Here is a 15965-nt window from a genome sequence, read left to right as displayed (position 1 = left end):
AAGCGCACAAGTGATTACAATACCACTGAATGCGAGGGTGTCAACGCAAGCGTGTTTCGGCGTGTCGCGGTGGGGGAAACAATAATAGAGAACGATTACAAGCACGGCACGGGGTAAAGGAGCGTCATGCAGTACTGCATTGAGGGCAAAACAAAGGATTTCGAACTGATTCCCGAACCTTGTGCGATTGATATGAACCCCAATGCAACAGTCCTGTTGCCGTATGTAGGGCGCATTGTTGAAAACGCGGGCGAGGCCGATATCGCTAATGTGTGGGCCCATCAGGTTGCCGACGATATTGAAGCAGCCACTGGCCTGCGATGGGATATTGCGAAAGGCAATCGGTGGCAGTCGTTTATCGCGCTATCTATCGCTTCCGATGATGCTCTAGGGCAGGATGAATATCGCCTGACGATTGCGCAAAACGGAATTGCGGTGATCGGCAGTGATGCAGACGGCCTGCGCGACGGCATCCAAACATTGCGCCAAATCATCCGCCAATGTGCCCCGGCGCTGCCTGAGCTCACCATCGCAGACAAGCCTGCCTATCAAACCCGCGGCTACTATCTTGATGCCACGCGCGGCCGTGTGCCGACATTGGATTGGCTAAAACGTTGGGCCGACAAGCTATGCCTCTACAAATACAATCAACTCCAGCTCTACGTTGAGCACACCTTCGCCTTCGACAATATGAGCGAAACCTGGCGCGGCACCAGCCCGCTCAAGCCGGCCGACATCATTGCATTCGACGAATACTGCGCGGTGCGCGGCATCGAACTAGTGCCATCAGTCTCCACATTCGGGCATTTGTATATGGCATTGCGCACGCGCGAATTGCGCTACTTGGGTGAATTTCCTGAGCAGGCCGACCGCCCATACAGCCTGATCGAGCGTATGGAGCATCACACGCTCAACATCACCGAAGCAGATGCATTCGCGCTCTCCTGCACCCTCATTGATGACTATTTGCAGCTGTTCCGTAGTCGCAAGTTCAACATCTGCGGTGACGAGACGTTCGACCTTGGCAAAGGCCGCTCCAAGCCGGAGGCGGATAAGCGCGGAGTGGCTGCCATGTATGCCGATTATGTGTCCCGGTTGTGCGAGCATCTGTCCGAGCAAGGTCGAGAGCCACTGTTCTGGGGCGATATTGCGATAGAAATGCCCGAGATTCTTCAGCGCCTGCCGAAGGATGTGACATTGCTCAACTGGCTGTATGAGCCAGATATTACCGATGAGAAAGTGCGTCTTGTGGCCCAATCCGGCGCTGTGCAATACGTGTGCCCGGCAGTGTGGTGCTGGAATGCGCTGCTGCCGCGACTGGACTGGGCTTGGGGAAACATCTCGCGCTTGACCCAATACGGGCAGCGCTATGGTGCTGCGGGATTCCTGCTAACCGACTGGGGTGATTTCGGGCATATCAATGATCCGCGTATAGCCATCCCCGGCATGATGTATGGCGCACAGTGCGCGTGGGATCCACAGTGGGCCGCAAGGGTGGGCGATGGTGCGCATGCTGAGCTCGATCGCCGCATTTCGATGGTTGAGTATGGTGATAGCACAGGCGAATTCGTTGCCGTGCTGCGCGATGCCAGCCATCAAGTGATATTCGACTGGATGAATATCGTCCGCTATGTAGAGCTTGATGCGGGCGACGGTTCTCTCAACACTGATGTTCGTGATTCGATTCGGGTCAATAAAGACGGTGGTGCTCAGAATCATCATTATGCCGGGCTCATCCATGCCAGCAGCACTGTGAGTGAGGCGCGCATGAATCTGCTTGCTTGGCTAAAGCCTGACATACTGCGCTGTGCTGAGGCCAACAGGGCGCTGCGTGCGGATATTGCTCAGCTTGGGGCGATTGCAGCACGGTTGACAACGTATGATGCTGACACTGTGCGGGGCAGTGTGCTGCAGCCGGTACTGATTGCGGCAGAGGGGCAGCGTCTGTTCAATGAGCTGGGCTTGCGCTTGGCGCTGCAAGAAGGAGTCATTGCCGAAGCTGAAGCTACGAGTGATTCGATGCCGCTGCAGGTTGCTCGTGGGCTTGAACAATGGTTTGAAACCTATGCGGCAGTGTGGCGTACGGTCAGTGCCGAGTCAGAGCTGCGGCGTATTGCTGATGTTGTTTGGTACTGTGCCGACTTGCTGCGCGAGTAGGCTGACTGTCGGTTCCGTGCGTGACAATGGCGCACATGCCGTATCGTCCATCATCTCGCTCCCATGCTGGCTCCCCTGTTGCAGCTGGTGCCAGCCTCAATGTTGACGGATTGTCGATTACGGTGGTGCGCAAGCCTATAAAGAACATGTATTTGCGCATCAAGCCGCCGAATGGAGACGTGGTGGTATCAGCTCCACGGCGCATGAGTGAGCGCACAATCATTGATTTTGTGCGCGGGCGCAGGGCTTGGATTGACGGCAATGTGCGTAAAATGCAACGTGCAAGGCAGCAATCATTGGTATCTGAGCCGGAACATACCGGATTTGTCTGGACTGATGATTTGCGCAAGCAAGCCGCGGCCAATATCAATGCGCAGCTGCCGGGGCTGCTCGCGCGATGGAGCCCGGTGATTGGCTGCACCCCTACGCATATCACACTGCGATTGATGACTACACGCTGGGGGTCGTGCACGCCGAAAACCGGGCGGATTCGTCTGAATCTGCAACTGGGCTTGATGGAGCCGCGGTTCCTGGAATACGTGTTGGTGCATGAAATGACGCACCTGTGGGAGCGTGGTCATGGTGCAGGCTTCCAGCGGCGCATCGGCTCCTATCTGCCGAATTGGCGCGAATTGCGCCGGGAACTTAATCGCCGCGTGGTGCTGTAGTACTACCCCTCAGTCCGCTGACGCGGACAGCTCCCCTGACAAGGGGAGCCGAGTGAGCCGGATACGCCAGGAACGAGAAGCGCTCAGCCGGCTCCCTTGACAAAGGGAGCCGAGAAGAAGGAGATGGTCTCCCCTGGTTTGGCTGATAAGAGCGGCGGACGCTATTGCTGGCTATCGCCGGCGATGTGGCTGATGGCCTGATCGGATTCGTCGACGATCTGCCGCATGGTGGCCTCGGCCGCTGCACCATCGCCCTTGCGGATCAGCGCGGCGACTTCAGTATGCCAGCTCAGTGCAGTCTGATCGGCTACCTTAGGCATCAATTCATGCTGCGTGCGGCCAGTCAGCGTGGAGGCAATCACATCACCGAGTGCCGCGAACATCAGGTTGCCGGAGGCCTCCAATAGTGTGCGGTGGAAGAGAATATCCGCCTCCAAATACTCGGCTTCATCGGCGTGGTCGGAATGTGCCACCATCTCGATGGCCGCGCGGGTCAACGTGGCCCAGTGCTCTGTAGTGGCGTGCGAGGCGGAAAGTCGAGCGGCCACAGGTTCCACGGCGGCGCGCAGCTGCGAGAGCTCATGCAGCGCAGAAAAACGATGTGGGCCGCGCAGACGCCACTGAATTACTTGTGGGTCCAGAATGTTCCACTGTTCGATGGGGTTTGCGGTGGCACCGGCCTTGCGCTTGACGCTGACCAATCCCATTGATTCCAATACGCGCGTGACTTCGCGCGTCACCGTGCGCGAAGGTGCGGAGTCGCCATCCATGTTCGGCTCGGGCAGCCGCTCCCCCGGTTCAACCGCTCCGCTGACTACGGCCATGCCCCACTCGTCTAGTAGACGGTCGTGCAGGGAAAGCTCGGTGGCGCCGGCATCGGATGCGGCGGTATTCGGAGAAGTCGCAGAAGTCATAAGACAAGTATTGCACGCATGGCTGGTTATGGCATACATATTCGACACGCCGGTATGAAAAAGTATTGCGTATTCCATAATCAATCGTTATAGTAGATAACAACATACGAAATGTATGCAGTGACAATGAAACGTCATTCAAATGCAACTACTCAAAGAAGAGATGGATTATGAATACGCTTGTTTTGGCTGAAGCCGCGAACACAGTCCAGCTCAACAGTACCCAGCTCGGCATCAGTGTGGTGGCCAGCATCGTCGTGCTGATTCTGCTGGTTACCGTTGCGAAGCTGCACCCGTTCGTCTCCCTGCTGATCTCCTCTCTCGTGGTCGGCATCGGCTCCGGTTACGGCCCAGTGGCCACCGTGGAAAGTTTCTCCACCACCTTCGGCTCCACAATGGCATCCGTGGGCATTCTCGTTGGTCTCGGTGCCATGCTCGGCCGCGTGCTGATGGACACCGGCGCTGCAGACAGCATCGTTGATACGCTGCTCGCCAAGACCTCCACCACGATGATTCCGTGGACTATGGCCTTGATTGGCGCACTGATCGGTCTGCCGATGTTCTTCGAAGTCGGCCTTGTAGTGCTCGTGCCGGTGATTATCCTCATCACCCGCCGCTCCAAGCTGCCGCTGATGCGCGTTGCCATTCCTACACTCGCCGGCCTGTCCGTGATGCACGCCTGCATGCCGCCTCAGCCTGGCCCGCTCGCCGCACTGAGCTGCTTCAAGAACGGTTCCGTGGGCATCACGATGATGTTCGGCCTGCCGATTGCCGTAATTACCGCTGCACTCGTTGGCCCGCTGTTCTCCAAGTTCGCCGCCAAGTGGGTGCCGGTCGGCGCTCCCGAGAACTTCGACACCGGCAAGGGCCGTGTGGATGCCGATGGCAACCCGGTCACTACTAAGCCGCCGTTCGCCCTGTCCGTGCTGTGCATCCTCGTGCCGGCCATCCTGATGCTCGCCAACGCCATCTTTGAAATCGTGGCTCCTGATCAGGCCGATTCCAAGGCCGTCTACGCTCAGGTACTCGCCTTCTTCGGCAAGCCCGCCATCGCACTGGCCACCGCCGTAATTTTCGTGATGATTGTGCTCGGCCGCACCACGCACATGTCTTGGAAGACCGTCAACGATTCTCTGAAGGCCGCACTGCCGCCGATTGCAGGCATCCTGCTCATTGTTGGTGCTGGCGGCGGCTACAAGGGTGTGCTGGTAGACACCGGCATCGGCGACATCATCGGTAAGTTCGTCGAGAGCTCCGCCATCTCCATCTTCCTGCTCGCATGGCTCATCGCCGCCTTCGTGCGCGTGGCCACTGGCTCCGCCACCGTGGCCATCATCACCACTGCTGGCATCCTCGGCCCGGTCGTCGATCAGATGGGCGTCACCGCTCCGGCCATCGCCCTGTTGGTCATCGCCATCGGCGCAGGTTCCGTGTTCCTCTCCCACGTCAACGACGCAGGATTCTGGCTCATCAAGGAATACTTCGGCCTTGAGGTTGGTGAAACCTTCAAGACCTGGACCGTGCTTGAATGCCTGCTCTCCGTGGTGGTGCTCGCCCTCGTGATGATCTGCAGCATCTTCGTGCCGCTGGTCTAACCTCACATTGCACGCGGTGCCGCCCGTTTTTTCCTTCCCTTATTTTCCGGACGGCACCCATTTCCTCTTCAATCATTCGTAATCCTCTCCCCTACTCAGCCGAAAAGAGACTCTTATGACCATCGCAACCGAGGCACATACCGACATCATCACCGCGAACACCCTTCCCGACGACTACTTCACCAACACCAAGCCGATCATCGTGCTGATGGGCGTCTGCGGCTGCGGCAAAAGCACAGTGGCTGCTCACTTGACCGAGCGCTACGGCTTGCAGTACGCGGAAGCCGACGATTTCCACCCGCAAGCCAACATCGACAAGATGGCCGCTGGCATTCCGCTCACCGACGAAGACCGTTGGCCGTGGCTCGACACCCTGGCCTCCTGGATTGACGAGCGTATTACTGCCGGCGAAGCGGCCGTGGTGACCTGCTCCGCACTGAAGAAGGTCTACCGCGACAAGCTGCGCCGCCCGGGCGTCGTGTTCGTGTACATGCAGGGCACCTTCGACGAGGTGATGGAGCGTCTCTCCCACCGCGAAGGCCACTTCATGAAGCCGAGCATGCTGCAAAGCCAGTTCGACATCCTCGAAGAGCCGGGCGACGACGAAGTGCATGTCAACGTGCACATCGGTCTGGCTGACCCTGATCAGGAAGCTATGGCTGTGGCCGGAGCCCTGAACCTGTAACAGTTCATCAACGACGATAACGAACACAGTATTTCGAAAGAAGGCAATTGCAATGCAGATGGGAATGATCGGCCTCGGCCGTATGGGCGGCAACATGGTCAAGCGCCTGCGCGAAGACGGCCATGAGATTGTTGGCTTCGATATGAACCCGGAATCCGGCCGCGATGTGGACTCTTTGGAAGCCTTGGTGGCTGCGCTTGAGGCCCCGCGCGTGGTGTGGGTGATGGTGCCCGCTGGCAAGCCCACCGATTCCACTGTGGAGCAGTTGGGCGAGCTGCTCGAGCCGGGCGACATCGTGGTTGACGGCGGCAACTCCAAGTACACCGAAGACCGTGAGCATGCGGCCGCCTTGTCTGAAAAGGGCATCGGATTCCTCGATTGCGGTGTTTCCGGTGGTGTCTGGGGTGCTGAACGTGGCTATGCGTTGATGATTGGCGGCTCCGATAAGGATTACGAGACCGTACTGCCGATTTTCCAGAGCCTGAAGCCGGAAGGTGAATACGGCTTGGTGCACGCCGGCCCGGTGGGCGGCGGCCACTTCGCCAAGATGGTGCACAATGGCATCGAATACGGCATGATGCAGGCCTTTGGCGAAGGCTTCGCCACGATGCTGCGCAGCGAATACGTCACCAATCCGGCCGAAACCATGACCTCATGGCGCACCGGTTCCGTGGTGGCCAGCTGGCTGCTCGACCTGCTCGACAACGCCACCAAGAACGATCCGGAGCTGAAGAGCGTGCCGGCTGTGGCCAATGAGTCCGGCGAGGCCAAGTGGATGGTCGAAGCGGCCCTCGAGCTCGGTGTTCCGGTGCCCACCACTGCCGCGGCCCTGTGGCAGCGCCAGACTTCGCGCGGCGGTGCCGACGACATTCTACGCGTGGTGACCGCACTGCGAGCCCAGTTCGGTGGCCATGTGACCAAGGTGGACGAAATCGCCACTCACTGATTGCGCATGATTGCTCGGTAGGCATCCTCAACGTCGAGGATATGGTTGCGGCTCCCCTCTTCGGAAGGGAGCCGCAACTGTTTGTATGTGCTATTGCGCTGGCGATGCTCACGCCAGATGAGAACGCATGAACCACTGGAATTTCTCGAGCTGCTGGACGTGATCCTGGATGATGTTGGAGCTGACGAAGTCCAGCTCATCCAGTTCAGCCACAGCCTTGCGATCTTCGGCGATGAAAGCATCGTAGTATTCGATCAGCGCCTTGAGATATTCCTCGGTACCGGCGCGACCGTCCACATCGAATGGCTTCCATGTGCGGTTACGCACAACCGCGTCCGGGCGTCCGTCTGGAGTGCCACCCAGTGTAGCGATACGCTCGGCGGTTTCATCGGCCTGAGCCAGCACGGATTCGACCTCGGGGTCAAGCATTTCGTGCACGGCGATGAAGTTCGGTCCGGTCACGTTCCAGTGTGCGTGCTTCAGCACCAGAGCAGCCTCCTGCTCCTGGCTCAAACGGTTCTGCAAGATCGCAATGGCCTTCTCACTGGTCGCTTCATCGAGGCCCGGGACCACAAATGCAAGTGTCATGATATTCCTTCCTTTCATGTTTGGGAACAGTCATTTCAGTCTAGGCTGTTTGCCTCCGCCACAAGCCCGGAGCAAACGTGGCGATAATCACGCTTCGGCAGATGGCGCGTGGTCAGGAGGCAATTAAGGACTCGCCTACGGCGAGACTCAGCATTGCCTTCGCTCGGGCTGTCGCCTCGCTCAGGCCTCGGCTACGGATAGTCCACTGGACTATCCGCTTTACGCCTCGGCCGACTTGCGCACTTCGATGGTTTCGATACGGCGTCCGTCGACCTGGGTGATCACCATGTCGTAGCCGTCGTCCGAATGCAGCACATCACCCACGGCACCCATCTTGCCGGTGTGGGCCAGGAAGTAGCCGGCTACCGTCTCGTATGGGCCGTCTTCTAGTTCGATGCCGGTCAGATCGGCGAAGTCCTCGATGGTCATGCTGGCTTCGATGGTGGCCACGCCATTCACGAAGACTGTGCGAGGCTTGCGTTCGCCGCCCTTTTCGGTCGGCAGATCGTACTCGTCGCGAATATCGCCCACAAGTTCCTCGGTCATATCCTCCAGCGTCACGATGCCATCCGTGCCGCCATACTCATCGATGACCACAGCCAGATGAATACCGCGCTTACGCAGCAGTTCAAGGCTCGGCAGCAGCTTGGAAGTACCGGGCAGGGAAATGCCTTCGCGCACCACGTCGCGTACGGTTTTGGCGTTCGGGTCGCGCACGTCGAGCAAATCGCGCACATGCACGAAGCCAATCACATCGTCGAAATCCTTGCCGGTTACCGGGTAGCGGGAGTACGGCTGGTCACGTACGAATGCGGCAGCCTCGGCAATCGGCTGATCGCCCTCGATGAACACCACATCAGCGCGCGGGCGCATCACCTCGGCCACAATCGTTTCGGAAGCGTCGAACACATCGTCCAAAATCGTGCGCTCATCCTTGGAAAGATTCGTATTGGAACTCACAAGCACACGCAGCTCATCATCGGACACCTCAGACTCGGTCTGCTGCGGATCGAAGCCAAGCAAGCGCACGATACCGTTCGTATTCTTACCAATCAGCCAAATAATCGGGCGGCAGATAGTGGCGAACGCATCAATCGCGGGCACCACAGCGCGCGCGATCTGCTCTGTACGCTGCATGGCGATACGCTTTGGCACCATTTCCGAAATCACAATGGAGCAGTAGGAAATAATCAAGGTGAGCACAATGTTCACCAAACCGCCTGCAATACCAACCGGTACGCCCCAATTTTCCACTGTCGGAATCAGGTACGGGGCGATGGAGGATGCACCGAACGAGGCAGATAGGAAGCCGGAAAGCGTCACACCGATTTGCACGGTGGACAGGAAGGTGTTTGGATCGCGCGCGATTTTGGCGACTTTGGCACCACGCGCATCCTCCTGCTCCATCTGCTCGATCTGCGAGCCGCGGAGTGAAACCAAGGCCAGCTCCGTGCCGGAGAAGACAGAGCCGATGATAAGGAACACAAAAATCAGGAGGATGTTTAAACCAAGTGACATGCATCCAACTCTAGGGGAGTGGGGAGTCAATTACGTTGAGAAGCATGCGGAATGAGGCAGCGGTACGCAATGGTGCGCATTCATATACATTAGTACGCAATAGTGTGCAATAGTACGCATTCGTACACAATGGTAAGCATTGAGATAAGGCGTAATCATGATGATTTGGTCGCTATAGCCACGGCTGTACAGCATGTCATCACGGATGCCGACGAAAGCGATACGCCCGATGCTGATAAAAAAAGGCGTTGCCATCGTGTTCGCTGGTTTGCCTTATATGGTGAATGATTTGCTGGATAACGAAGTGACTACTTTCCTCCGGCGTGCACTTCGCCGCGAACTTGATAATGTTCCCCTGCCCGATGTGAAAAATGCTTTTTTGGAGACGGTTGCGGATTCCGGCAAAACTATCAGTGAGCAGGATGCTCTTGAGGCTGCTCGTCTGTCTGAAGGATATCCATATATGGTGCAGCTCGTTGGCTATTACATGTGGCAGTCAGCGCAAAGGCGACATTCCGATATGATTACTGCAGATGATGTGGCGACTGGTTTTTCAGATGCTTTACTTGCTTTTGATGATGCTGTGTGCGCCCCGGCTTTGGATGGCATTACCGGTGCCGAGAAGACGTTTTTGATGGCAATGGCGAAAGATTCACCCGAACCTACGCAAGTGGGGGATATCGCTGACCGTGTGCGCAGGAGCCGTAGTTGGGTGAGCAAATACCGTGCGATTCTCATCAAAGACAAGCTCATTCGATCAGTTGGGCATGGGCAGCTAGAGTTTGCGGTACCGCATTTGGGCCAATATTTGCAGTCTTTGTGAGGCTGCACAAGTAGCTGCGGTCTACGCCCACACAGCAGTGTGAAGAACAGTCGGTGATTGCATGCTGCGCATTTGATGAGCATGCGCAGCACACGCTTGGTCAATCATCGACTGTTTGGTCTTAGAAGCTCAGTACCTCGACGCGACCGGTGTCGAGCTGGTAGCGGGCGCCCACGATCATGAGCTGTTCGGAGGCCAGCGCCTGCTGGATGACTTCGGAGCGATCCACCAAGGTTTCGATGGTGTGCGCCACATGCACGCGCTCGATATCGTCCAGGCAATCCAGCTCGGCCTCGCGCGCCTGCCAGACGGAAATGCCAGCCTGACGCAGCACAATCGAATCCGACTGGGCGATGCGCTCGTCCAAATCATCCATAATGTCTTCGGCTTCGATGGAATCCCGGGTTTCCTCAGCCTCGGCAGTTACCGTGCGCACCAGTTCGTTGAATTCGCGCTCGGCAACCTCGAGTGCACCACAGCGGCCGTGGCCGAGCACACATAAAAGGCTCACATGCAGCTTCTTGACCGCGTATTCCAGCGATGCGATGACCGCGTCGTCAATCATCTGACCGGCCGTGCGCACAGTGAACAGGTCACCCAAGCCCTGATCGAAGATGATTTCCGGAGGCACGCGCGAATCCGAGCAGGAGAGCACGGCAGCATCCGGCTTCTGGCCATCGGTGAGCATGTGACGGGTTTCCTTATCCTGCCAAGGATGCTCGGCTTTGCCCTCAGCGAAACGTTTGTTGCCCTGAAGCATACGACTCCAAGTGGCGTTCGCCGTGGATTCATGTAATTCGCTGGGTAGGGGAGAGGTAGATTCTACTGCTGGCTCCGGCGTCTGCCGTGCTGCCTCAACGTTCTGTTCGAAGTTCTCTTCAAAGTCCGACTGTGTCATGAAACCTCCATAATCGGCTTGTTGCTAGCTCCTAATAGTAGCTGGGGAGGTAGTACCGGTGCCGTTGTGATTATGCTCATACGCTGAATCGGCACGAGCCAGAGTCAATCTCGTTACGATGGAAAACGGTAATGCAACAGGATTCCTGAAAGGACCGATGATGACTCTGCTGCAGCATGAACTGACCGATTTCAAGGTGAACGCTTTCCAGAACAACGAATTCCATGAGGTGACCAAGGAAGATGTGCTGGGCCACTGGTCCCTGTTCTTCTTCTACCCGGCTGACTTCACCTTCGTGTGCCCGACCGAGCTGGAGGATTTGGCCGAGAATTACGCCAAGTTCAAGGAGATTGGCTGCGAGGTCTACTCCGTCTCCTGCGACACCCACTTTGTGCACAAGGCTTGGCATGACGCCAACGAGAAGATCGCCAAGATCCAGTACCCGATGCTGGCCGATCCGACCGCTCTGCTGGCTCGTGACCTTGACACCTACAACGAAGCCGATGGTATGGCCGAGCGTGGCGACTTCATTGTGAACCCTGAAGGCAAGGTTGTGGCTTACGAGGTCATCTCCTCCAACGTGGGCCGTAACGCTGAAGAGTTGCTGCGCCGCGTGCAGGCCTCCCAGTTCGTCTACGAGCACGGCGACCAGGTTTGCCCCGCCAACTGGACCCCGGGCGAAGAAACCATCGAGCCCAGCCTCGACCTCGTCGGCCAGCTGTGACAGCGTCGCAGCAAAGAAATCAGGCTCCCGTAGGGAGCCTCTTTGCTATTCGTGAAAGAAAGAATCAAATATGACTCAAACCAACAATCTCTATGACGTTGTGGTCATTGGCGGCGGTCCTGCCGGCCTGACCGCTGGACTGTACCTTGCCCGCGCGCGCTACCGTGTGCTGATTCTTGAAAAGGATGATTTCGGCGGGCAAATCACCATCACCAATGAAGTGGTGAACTATCCGGGCGTCGGCCGTACCACTGGCCGTGCGCTTACTCAAACCATGCGCCAGCAGGCCAAGGATTTCGGTGCAGAGTTCCTGTCCGCCGAGGCTACCGGGCTTGATGTCGAAGGCGATATCAAAACCGTGCACACCTCGCGCGGCGATTTCAAGACTTTCGGTATTTTGATTGCCACCGGTGCCTCCCCGCGCAAGCTTGGCTTCGAGGGTGAGCGCGAATACGCCGGCCGCGGTGTTGCCTACTGCGCCACTTGCGACGGCGAGTTCTTTACCGGCAAAGAAGTGCTGGTGGTCGGCGGCGGTTTCGCGGCTGCCGAGGAATCGGTGTTCCTGACCAAATACGCCTCTAAAGTCACCGTGCTCGTGCGCGAACCCGACTTTACCTGCGACGCTTCCGTCGCCGCCGAAGCCAAGAACAATCCGAAGATTGACGTGCGCTACAACGTTGAGCTCAAGGGCGTCACCGCTGGTCAAGGCGGCTTGCGCGAGGCCACGATCCTGAACCGTGAGACCGGCGAAACCGAGACTTGGAAGCCGGCTGGCAACGGCACATTCGGCGTGTTCGTCTTCGCCGGCTATGTGCCCGCCACCGACTTGGTGCGCGGTGTGGTGGATCTCGACGATCACGGTTATGTGATTACCCACGGCTACTTGGAAACCTCGGTGCCCGGCGTCTACGCTGCCGGTGACCTGCGCGTCAAGAATTTGCGCCAAGTAGTCACCGCCACTGCCGATGGTGCTATCGCAGCCGTGGAATTGGAACGCTATGCCAAGCAGTTGAGCGAGAAAACTGGGCTTGTACCGCCGCGCCCGACCGCTTCCGCTTATGAGCAGGCCGAGGCCACGGCAGCTGCCAAGACTGCCACTGCCGGCACAACGCCTGCTCCCGCGCCAGCTAAGCGCAGCGCTGATGCCGCTGCTGCCGCCGCGCAAACCGCCATGAAGCCCGGTGAGTTGTTCTCTGCATCCATTAAGCAGCAGCTGGGCGTGGTATTCGGCCGCATGGCCCGCCCGGTGACGCTGGCTCTGGAGCTTGATAACACTCCGCTTTCCGCGGAATTGCAAGGATTCATCGGCGAAACGGTCGCATTGTCTGGCGGCAAGCTGAATTCGGTGGCAGTCGGTGCAGATGGTCTGATTACTGCAATTGATGGTGCGTCTGCGCCTGCGAACTTGGTAGTAGGGGAGCCGCTTGAGGTGACGCTGCCGGGCGATGATGCTGTGTTGACCACCTATGGTTCACTTGACGACTCCGGTCGTGCTGAGTTCGATGTGGCTGCTGCATTGCCGCTGGCTCGCCCGGCTGTACGCATCTGCACAGCGAGCGATGGCGGCAAGCTTGTTTTCACGGGCTTAGCCTTCCACGGTGTGCCGTCCGGCCATGAGTTCAATTCGTTCGTGCTAGGCCTTTACAACGCAGCCGGTCCAGGCCAGCCGCTCGATGATGATTTGCGTGAGCGTGCCGCAGCCATTGCCAGCCCGCTCGACGTGATGATTCTGGTCTCCCTGACCTGCACGATGTGCCCGGAAACCGTGCTTGCCTCGCAGCGCATCGCCTCACTCAATCCGAACGTGCGTGCCGAAGCCTATGATGTTTCGCACTTCCCTGAGCTCAAGGACCAGTACGGTGCGATGAGTGTGCCCTGCATCGTGATTAACAAGTCAGACTGTAGTCAAACCGTTGAATTCGGCAAGAAGAGCATCCCGCAGATGCTTGATTTGCTGGGCGCGTGAGCTTCCCGGTTAACAACTGATTGCTCGTATCGTCAGCGTACGTTTTTGTAGAGAAGATTGAATGTATTCTCGCAAAGCGTACGCTGATTTTCGCTGAGCGTATGTTTTGTGAGATTCAGACAATCAGGCTGGAACAACGTATATTGCGACGGTGATGCCGCCATCGATAGCGGGTATAGTCAAGAATCATCTCAACGATAAGGTTGAGTTGAAATGCGCGCATCATCAGGGAGAAGATCAGTCATGGTGACATTGAAGGACGTGGGTGAGCTTGCCGGTGTCACCGCCACCACTGCTTCGGCTGCTCTGCGCGGCAAGGACTACGTCAAGCCGGAAACCATGCAGCGCGTCAAAGATGCTGCGCGCAAACTTGGTTACAAAACCAACCTTTCCGGCCGCTCCCTGCGCTCAGGCCGCAGTGACACGATCACATTCCTCACCTCCGGCATCGAAGGCGACTACTTCTCGAACCTCGCCATGTGCGTGGCCGAGGAAGTGCATGAGCGCGGCTCCCATATGCTTGTCGAGCTCTCACGCTACCTGTCCGACGACAATGACCTCTCATACAGCTTCTCGGACGGCATCATCGCCATCAATGCGCCCCGTGCCGTCGATATTCTGCGCCATCATCCAGCGGTATTGCTGGAGAACTACGACACCAGCCTGCAAATTGATACGGTGAACGCGCCTAGTGACACCGGCTCCCGCGTGGCGGTGCGTCATCTGATCGAACGTGGCTGCAAGCGCATCGGCATCGTCGGTGATAATCGCGACCCCAGCAAGGCCATCATTCCCGGCTCCCGTGATATCCGCATGCATGCCGCCGCCGATGAGATCGCCAAAGCCGGGCTGAAATTCGATGAGAAGAAGGATTTCATCACATGCGCTTGGTCAATCGACGGCGGTATTGAAGCGGGTCGGGCCATCGCCAAAAGTAGAACCAAATACGATGGCCTGTATTGCCTGAACGACGGCATCGCCATCGGCGTGCTGCGCGGTCTTGCCGATGCCGGCGTGCACGTGCCGGATGATGTGCTGGTCATCGGATTTGATGGCCTCGCTCAAGGCGCCTACGCCGTGCCGACATTGACCACGGTGGCCACGGATTTCAAGGGCATGGCCAACACCGCGCTGACAATGCTCATGCGCCGCATCGAACACCCGGATGAGGAATTCTTCCCGCAGACCGTGAGCGTAGGCTACAAACTCATCGAGCGTGAATCCACAAGGCGGTAGCGCTGGTTTTAATGCAGAGCGCGTGCTTACAGGCTGGTTCCGGAGGAATTCATACGGATATAGGCTGCGTGCTCACGCAAGTACTGGCGCAGATACGGAATGGCAAAATCCACCTTTCCGTAGCCCATGTCTTTAATTACCTGTGCTTCGATAAGTCTAGTGCGATAGATGTTTGCATATGCAACGTCCTTACCCATACGTTCTGCCACGGTGGAGGTTGAGGATGGGCCGTTATCTTGGGCCATCGCAAGCAGATATGTTTTGTCAATCGGGGATAGGCCGTCCAATTCTGGACCATGTACGGCGTCGCCGAGCCTACTGAGTGCATTGGCGATGCCCTGTTCGGTATCGCGTTCGGTTACGGTGATGGCATCACGTTGATTGCTGCCGACATTTCTGTTTCGACGGTAGGCAATGCGCCAAATGTGGTACCCGACCAGCTGAATCATGAATGGGTAGCCTTCCGTGGCCTTAGCTGCCATGTCCAGCGCTTTTCCCTCAATGGATATGCCGGAGTCCTCGAAAGTGTCCTCGAAAGCGTCCCGGACATCCTGCAGAGGGATATCGCCCAACTGCTCCGCTTGGGCTCGTCGCAAGAATGTGAGCACCTCATCGTTGAGCCATTTGGAAGCAATAGTAGGTAAGCCTGCGAATACGAATGCGATATTGCGTTCCTCGCGAATCAAGTGCTGCACTGCCGTGGCGATAGCGACCATATCAGATCGTTCGGCTGCTTGGGCCTCATCGATAGTCACCAGCAGGCCGGCATTCTTGTGCTCCAGTTCATCGAGCCGTTGGCTCATTGCGGCCCGCAGAGTCAACGGCATTTGTTTCGAAGATACACTGGCCTCGCCGAGGCTGACTCCTCCAAGTCCGGCGATGGAGACTGAGGGTTTGATGGAAAGGCTTACTGAGGGCTTATCTGGCGTGAGGCGATTGATCAGTCGTTGGGCCAGTCCTTCCGAAGCTGTTTCGTCAATGACCTCCCATTTCCGTGCTTTAGCAATGCGCCCGAATTCAGTCAAAATGACGGTTTTACCCACTCCACGTGCGCCGGTTACACGCATAAGGCGGCCGGGCGCGCCGGGACCATCATCAAGACCTTCCTCGAAGTCATCAATGATGGTATCGCGACCGATGAGCAGTGGAGGCATACGGCCAGCAGTCGGCTTGAATGGATTGCTCTGACGCATTGAAGTCACGACGTCCTCGATTCCTCTGATGCCCAAATATAAAGATTATAAAAG

The 15965-nt window shown here is 57.4% G+C and carries 13 protein-coding genes and 1 pseudogene; 9 read left to right on the top strand and 5 right to left on the bottom strand.

All coding sequences use genetic code 11. From position 1 onward, the window contains the following. Positions 1-126: 126 nt before the first annotated feature. Both Tam1G_RS01090 and Tam1G_RS01085 read left to right on the top strand, forming a co-directional pair. On the top strand, positions 127-2157 hold the full coding sequence (locus tag Tam1G_RS01090; RefSeq protein WP_165781860.1) for a beta-N-acetylhexosaminidase: 2031 nt from the start codon (positions 127-129) through the stop codon (positions 2155-2157). 35 nt (positions 2158-2192) lie between these two features. After that, positions 2193-2825 carry a M48 family metallopeptidase gene (locus Tam1G_RS01085; protein ID WP_101625157.1) on the top strand — a complete coding sequence of 211 codons (633 nt, stop codon included), beginning with the start codon at positions 2193-2195 and terminating at the stop codon, positions 2823-2825. 161 nt (positions 2826-2986) lie between these two features. Here Tam1G_RS01085 and Tam1G_RS01080 read toward each other — a convergent pair whose 3' ends face one another. Continuing rightward, positions 2987-3739 (bottom strand): FadR/GntR family transcriptional regulator, encoded by a 753-nt coding sequence (locus tag Tam1G_RS01080; RefSeq protein WP_101625171.1) that lies wholly within the window; start codon positions 3737-3739, stop codon positions 2987-2989. Between the two features lie 170 nt (positions 3740-3909). Here Tam1G_RS01080 and Tam1G_RS01075 point away from each other — a divergent pair, with 170 nt between their 5' ends. The 3 genes from Tam1G_RS01075 to gnd all read left to right on the top strand — a co-directional run bounded on the left by Tam1G_RS01075 (position 3910) and on the right by gnd (position 6965). Then, a complete protein-coding gene (locus Tam1G_RS01075) occupies positions 3910-5334 on the top strand; it encodes a GntP family permease (RefSeq protein ID WP_101625156.1) in 1425 nt (474 codons plus the stop codon). Positions 5335-5449: 115 nt separating this feature from the next. Further along, on the top strand, positions 5450-6019 hold the full coding sequence (locus Tam1G_RS01070; RefSeq protein ID WP_242689687.1) for a gluconokinase: 570 nt from the start codon (positions 5450-5452) through the stop codon (positions 6017-6019). 52 nt (positions 6020-6071) lie between these two features. Further along, a complete protein-coding gene (gene gnd, locus Tam1G_RS01065; RefSeq protein ID WP_101625155.1) occupies positions 6072-6965 on the top strand; it encodes a phosphogluconate dehydrogenase (NAD(+)-dependent, decarboxylating) in 894 nt (297 codons plus the stop codon). Between the two features lie 108 nt (positions 6966-7073). Here the strand turns inward: gnd and Tam1G_RS01060 are convergent, their stop codons facing one another. Together Tam1G_RS01060 and Tam1G_RS01055 are read right to left on the bottom strand one after the other, a co-directional pair. Continuing rightward, positions 7074-7553 carry a Dps family protein gene (locus Tam1G_RS01060; RefSeq protein WP_101625154.1) on the bottom strand — a complete coding sequence of 160 codons (480 nt, stop codon included), beginning with the start codon at positions 7551-7553 and terminating at the stop codon, positions 7074-7076. Between the two features lie 219 nt (positions 7554-7772). Further along, positions 7773-9071, bottom strand: a complete 1299-nt coding sequence (locus tag Tam1G_RS01055) for a hemolysin family protein (protein WP_165781859.1) — start codon at positions 9069-9071, stop codon at positions 7773-7775. A gap of 153 nt (positions 9072-9224) precedes the next feature. Between Tam1G_RS01055 and Tam1G_RS01050 the strand changes: the two are divergent. Then, positions 9225-9894 (top strand): annotated as a pseudogene (locus Tam1G_RS01050) (ATP-binding protein); the annotation flags it as partial. Between the two features lie 121 nt (positions 9895-10015). Here Tam1G_RS01050 and Tam1G_RS01045 read toward each other — a convergent pair. Beyond that, complete coding sequence (locus Tam1G_RS01045) at positions 10016-10654, bottom strand: carbonic anhydrase (RefSeq protein WP_101625152.1); 639 nt, start codon at positions 10652-10654, stop codon at positions 10016-10018. Between the two features lie 298 nt (positions 10655-10952). On the opposite strand from Tam1G_RS01045, the gene ahpC reads away from it, so the two are divergent. The 3 genes from ahpC to Tam1G_RS01030 all read left to right on the top strand — a co-directional run bounded on the left by ahpC (position 10953) and on the right by Tam1G_RS01030 (position 14718). After that, complete coding sequence (ahpC, locus tag Tam1G_RS01040; protein ID WP_101625169.1) at positions 10953-11516, top strand: alkyl hydroperoxide reductase subunit C; 564 nt, start codon at positions 10953-10955, stop codon at positions 11514-11516. Positions 11517-11586: 70 nt separating this feature from the next. Next, positions 11587-13482, top strand: coding sequence for an FAD-dependent oxidoreductase (locus Tam1G_RS01035; protein WP_101625151.1), 1896 nt, complete (start codon positions 11587-11589; stop codon positions 13480-13482). Between the two features lie 243 nt (positions 13483-13725). Next, positions 13726-14718: a LacI family DNA-binding transcriptional regulator gene (locus tag Tam1G_RS01030; protein WP_101625150.1), complete on the top strand. Its 993-nt coding sequence runs from the start codon at positions 13726-13728 to the stop codon at positions 14716-14718. A 26-nt stretch (positions 14719-14744) separates the two neighbouring features. On the opposite strand, the gene Tam1G_RS01025 is transcribed toward Tam1G_RS01030, so the two are convergent. After that, on the bottom strand, positions 14745-15911 hold the full coding sequence (locus tag Tam1G_RS01025) for an ATP-binding protein (RefSeq protein WP_101625149.1): 1167 nt from the start codon (positions 15909-15911) through the stop codon (positions 14745-14747). Between the last annotated feature and the right edge of the window lie 54 nt (positions 15912-15965).

Origin of the sequence: Bifidobacterium imperatoris (assembly GCF_002860405.1) — a bacterium.
Lineage (GTDB): Bacteria > Actinomycetota > Actinomycetes > Actinomycetales > Bifidobacteriaceae > Bifidobacterium > Bifidobacterium imperatoris.
Note: the sequence above shows the minus strand (reverse complement) of the source record. Positions and strands in the feature narration are given on the sequence as shown.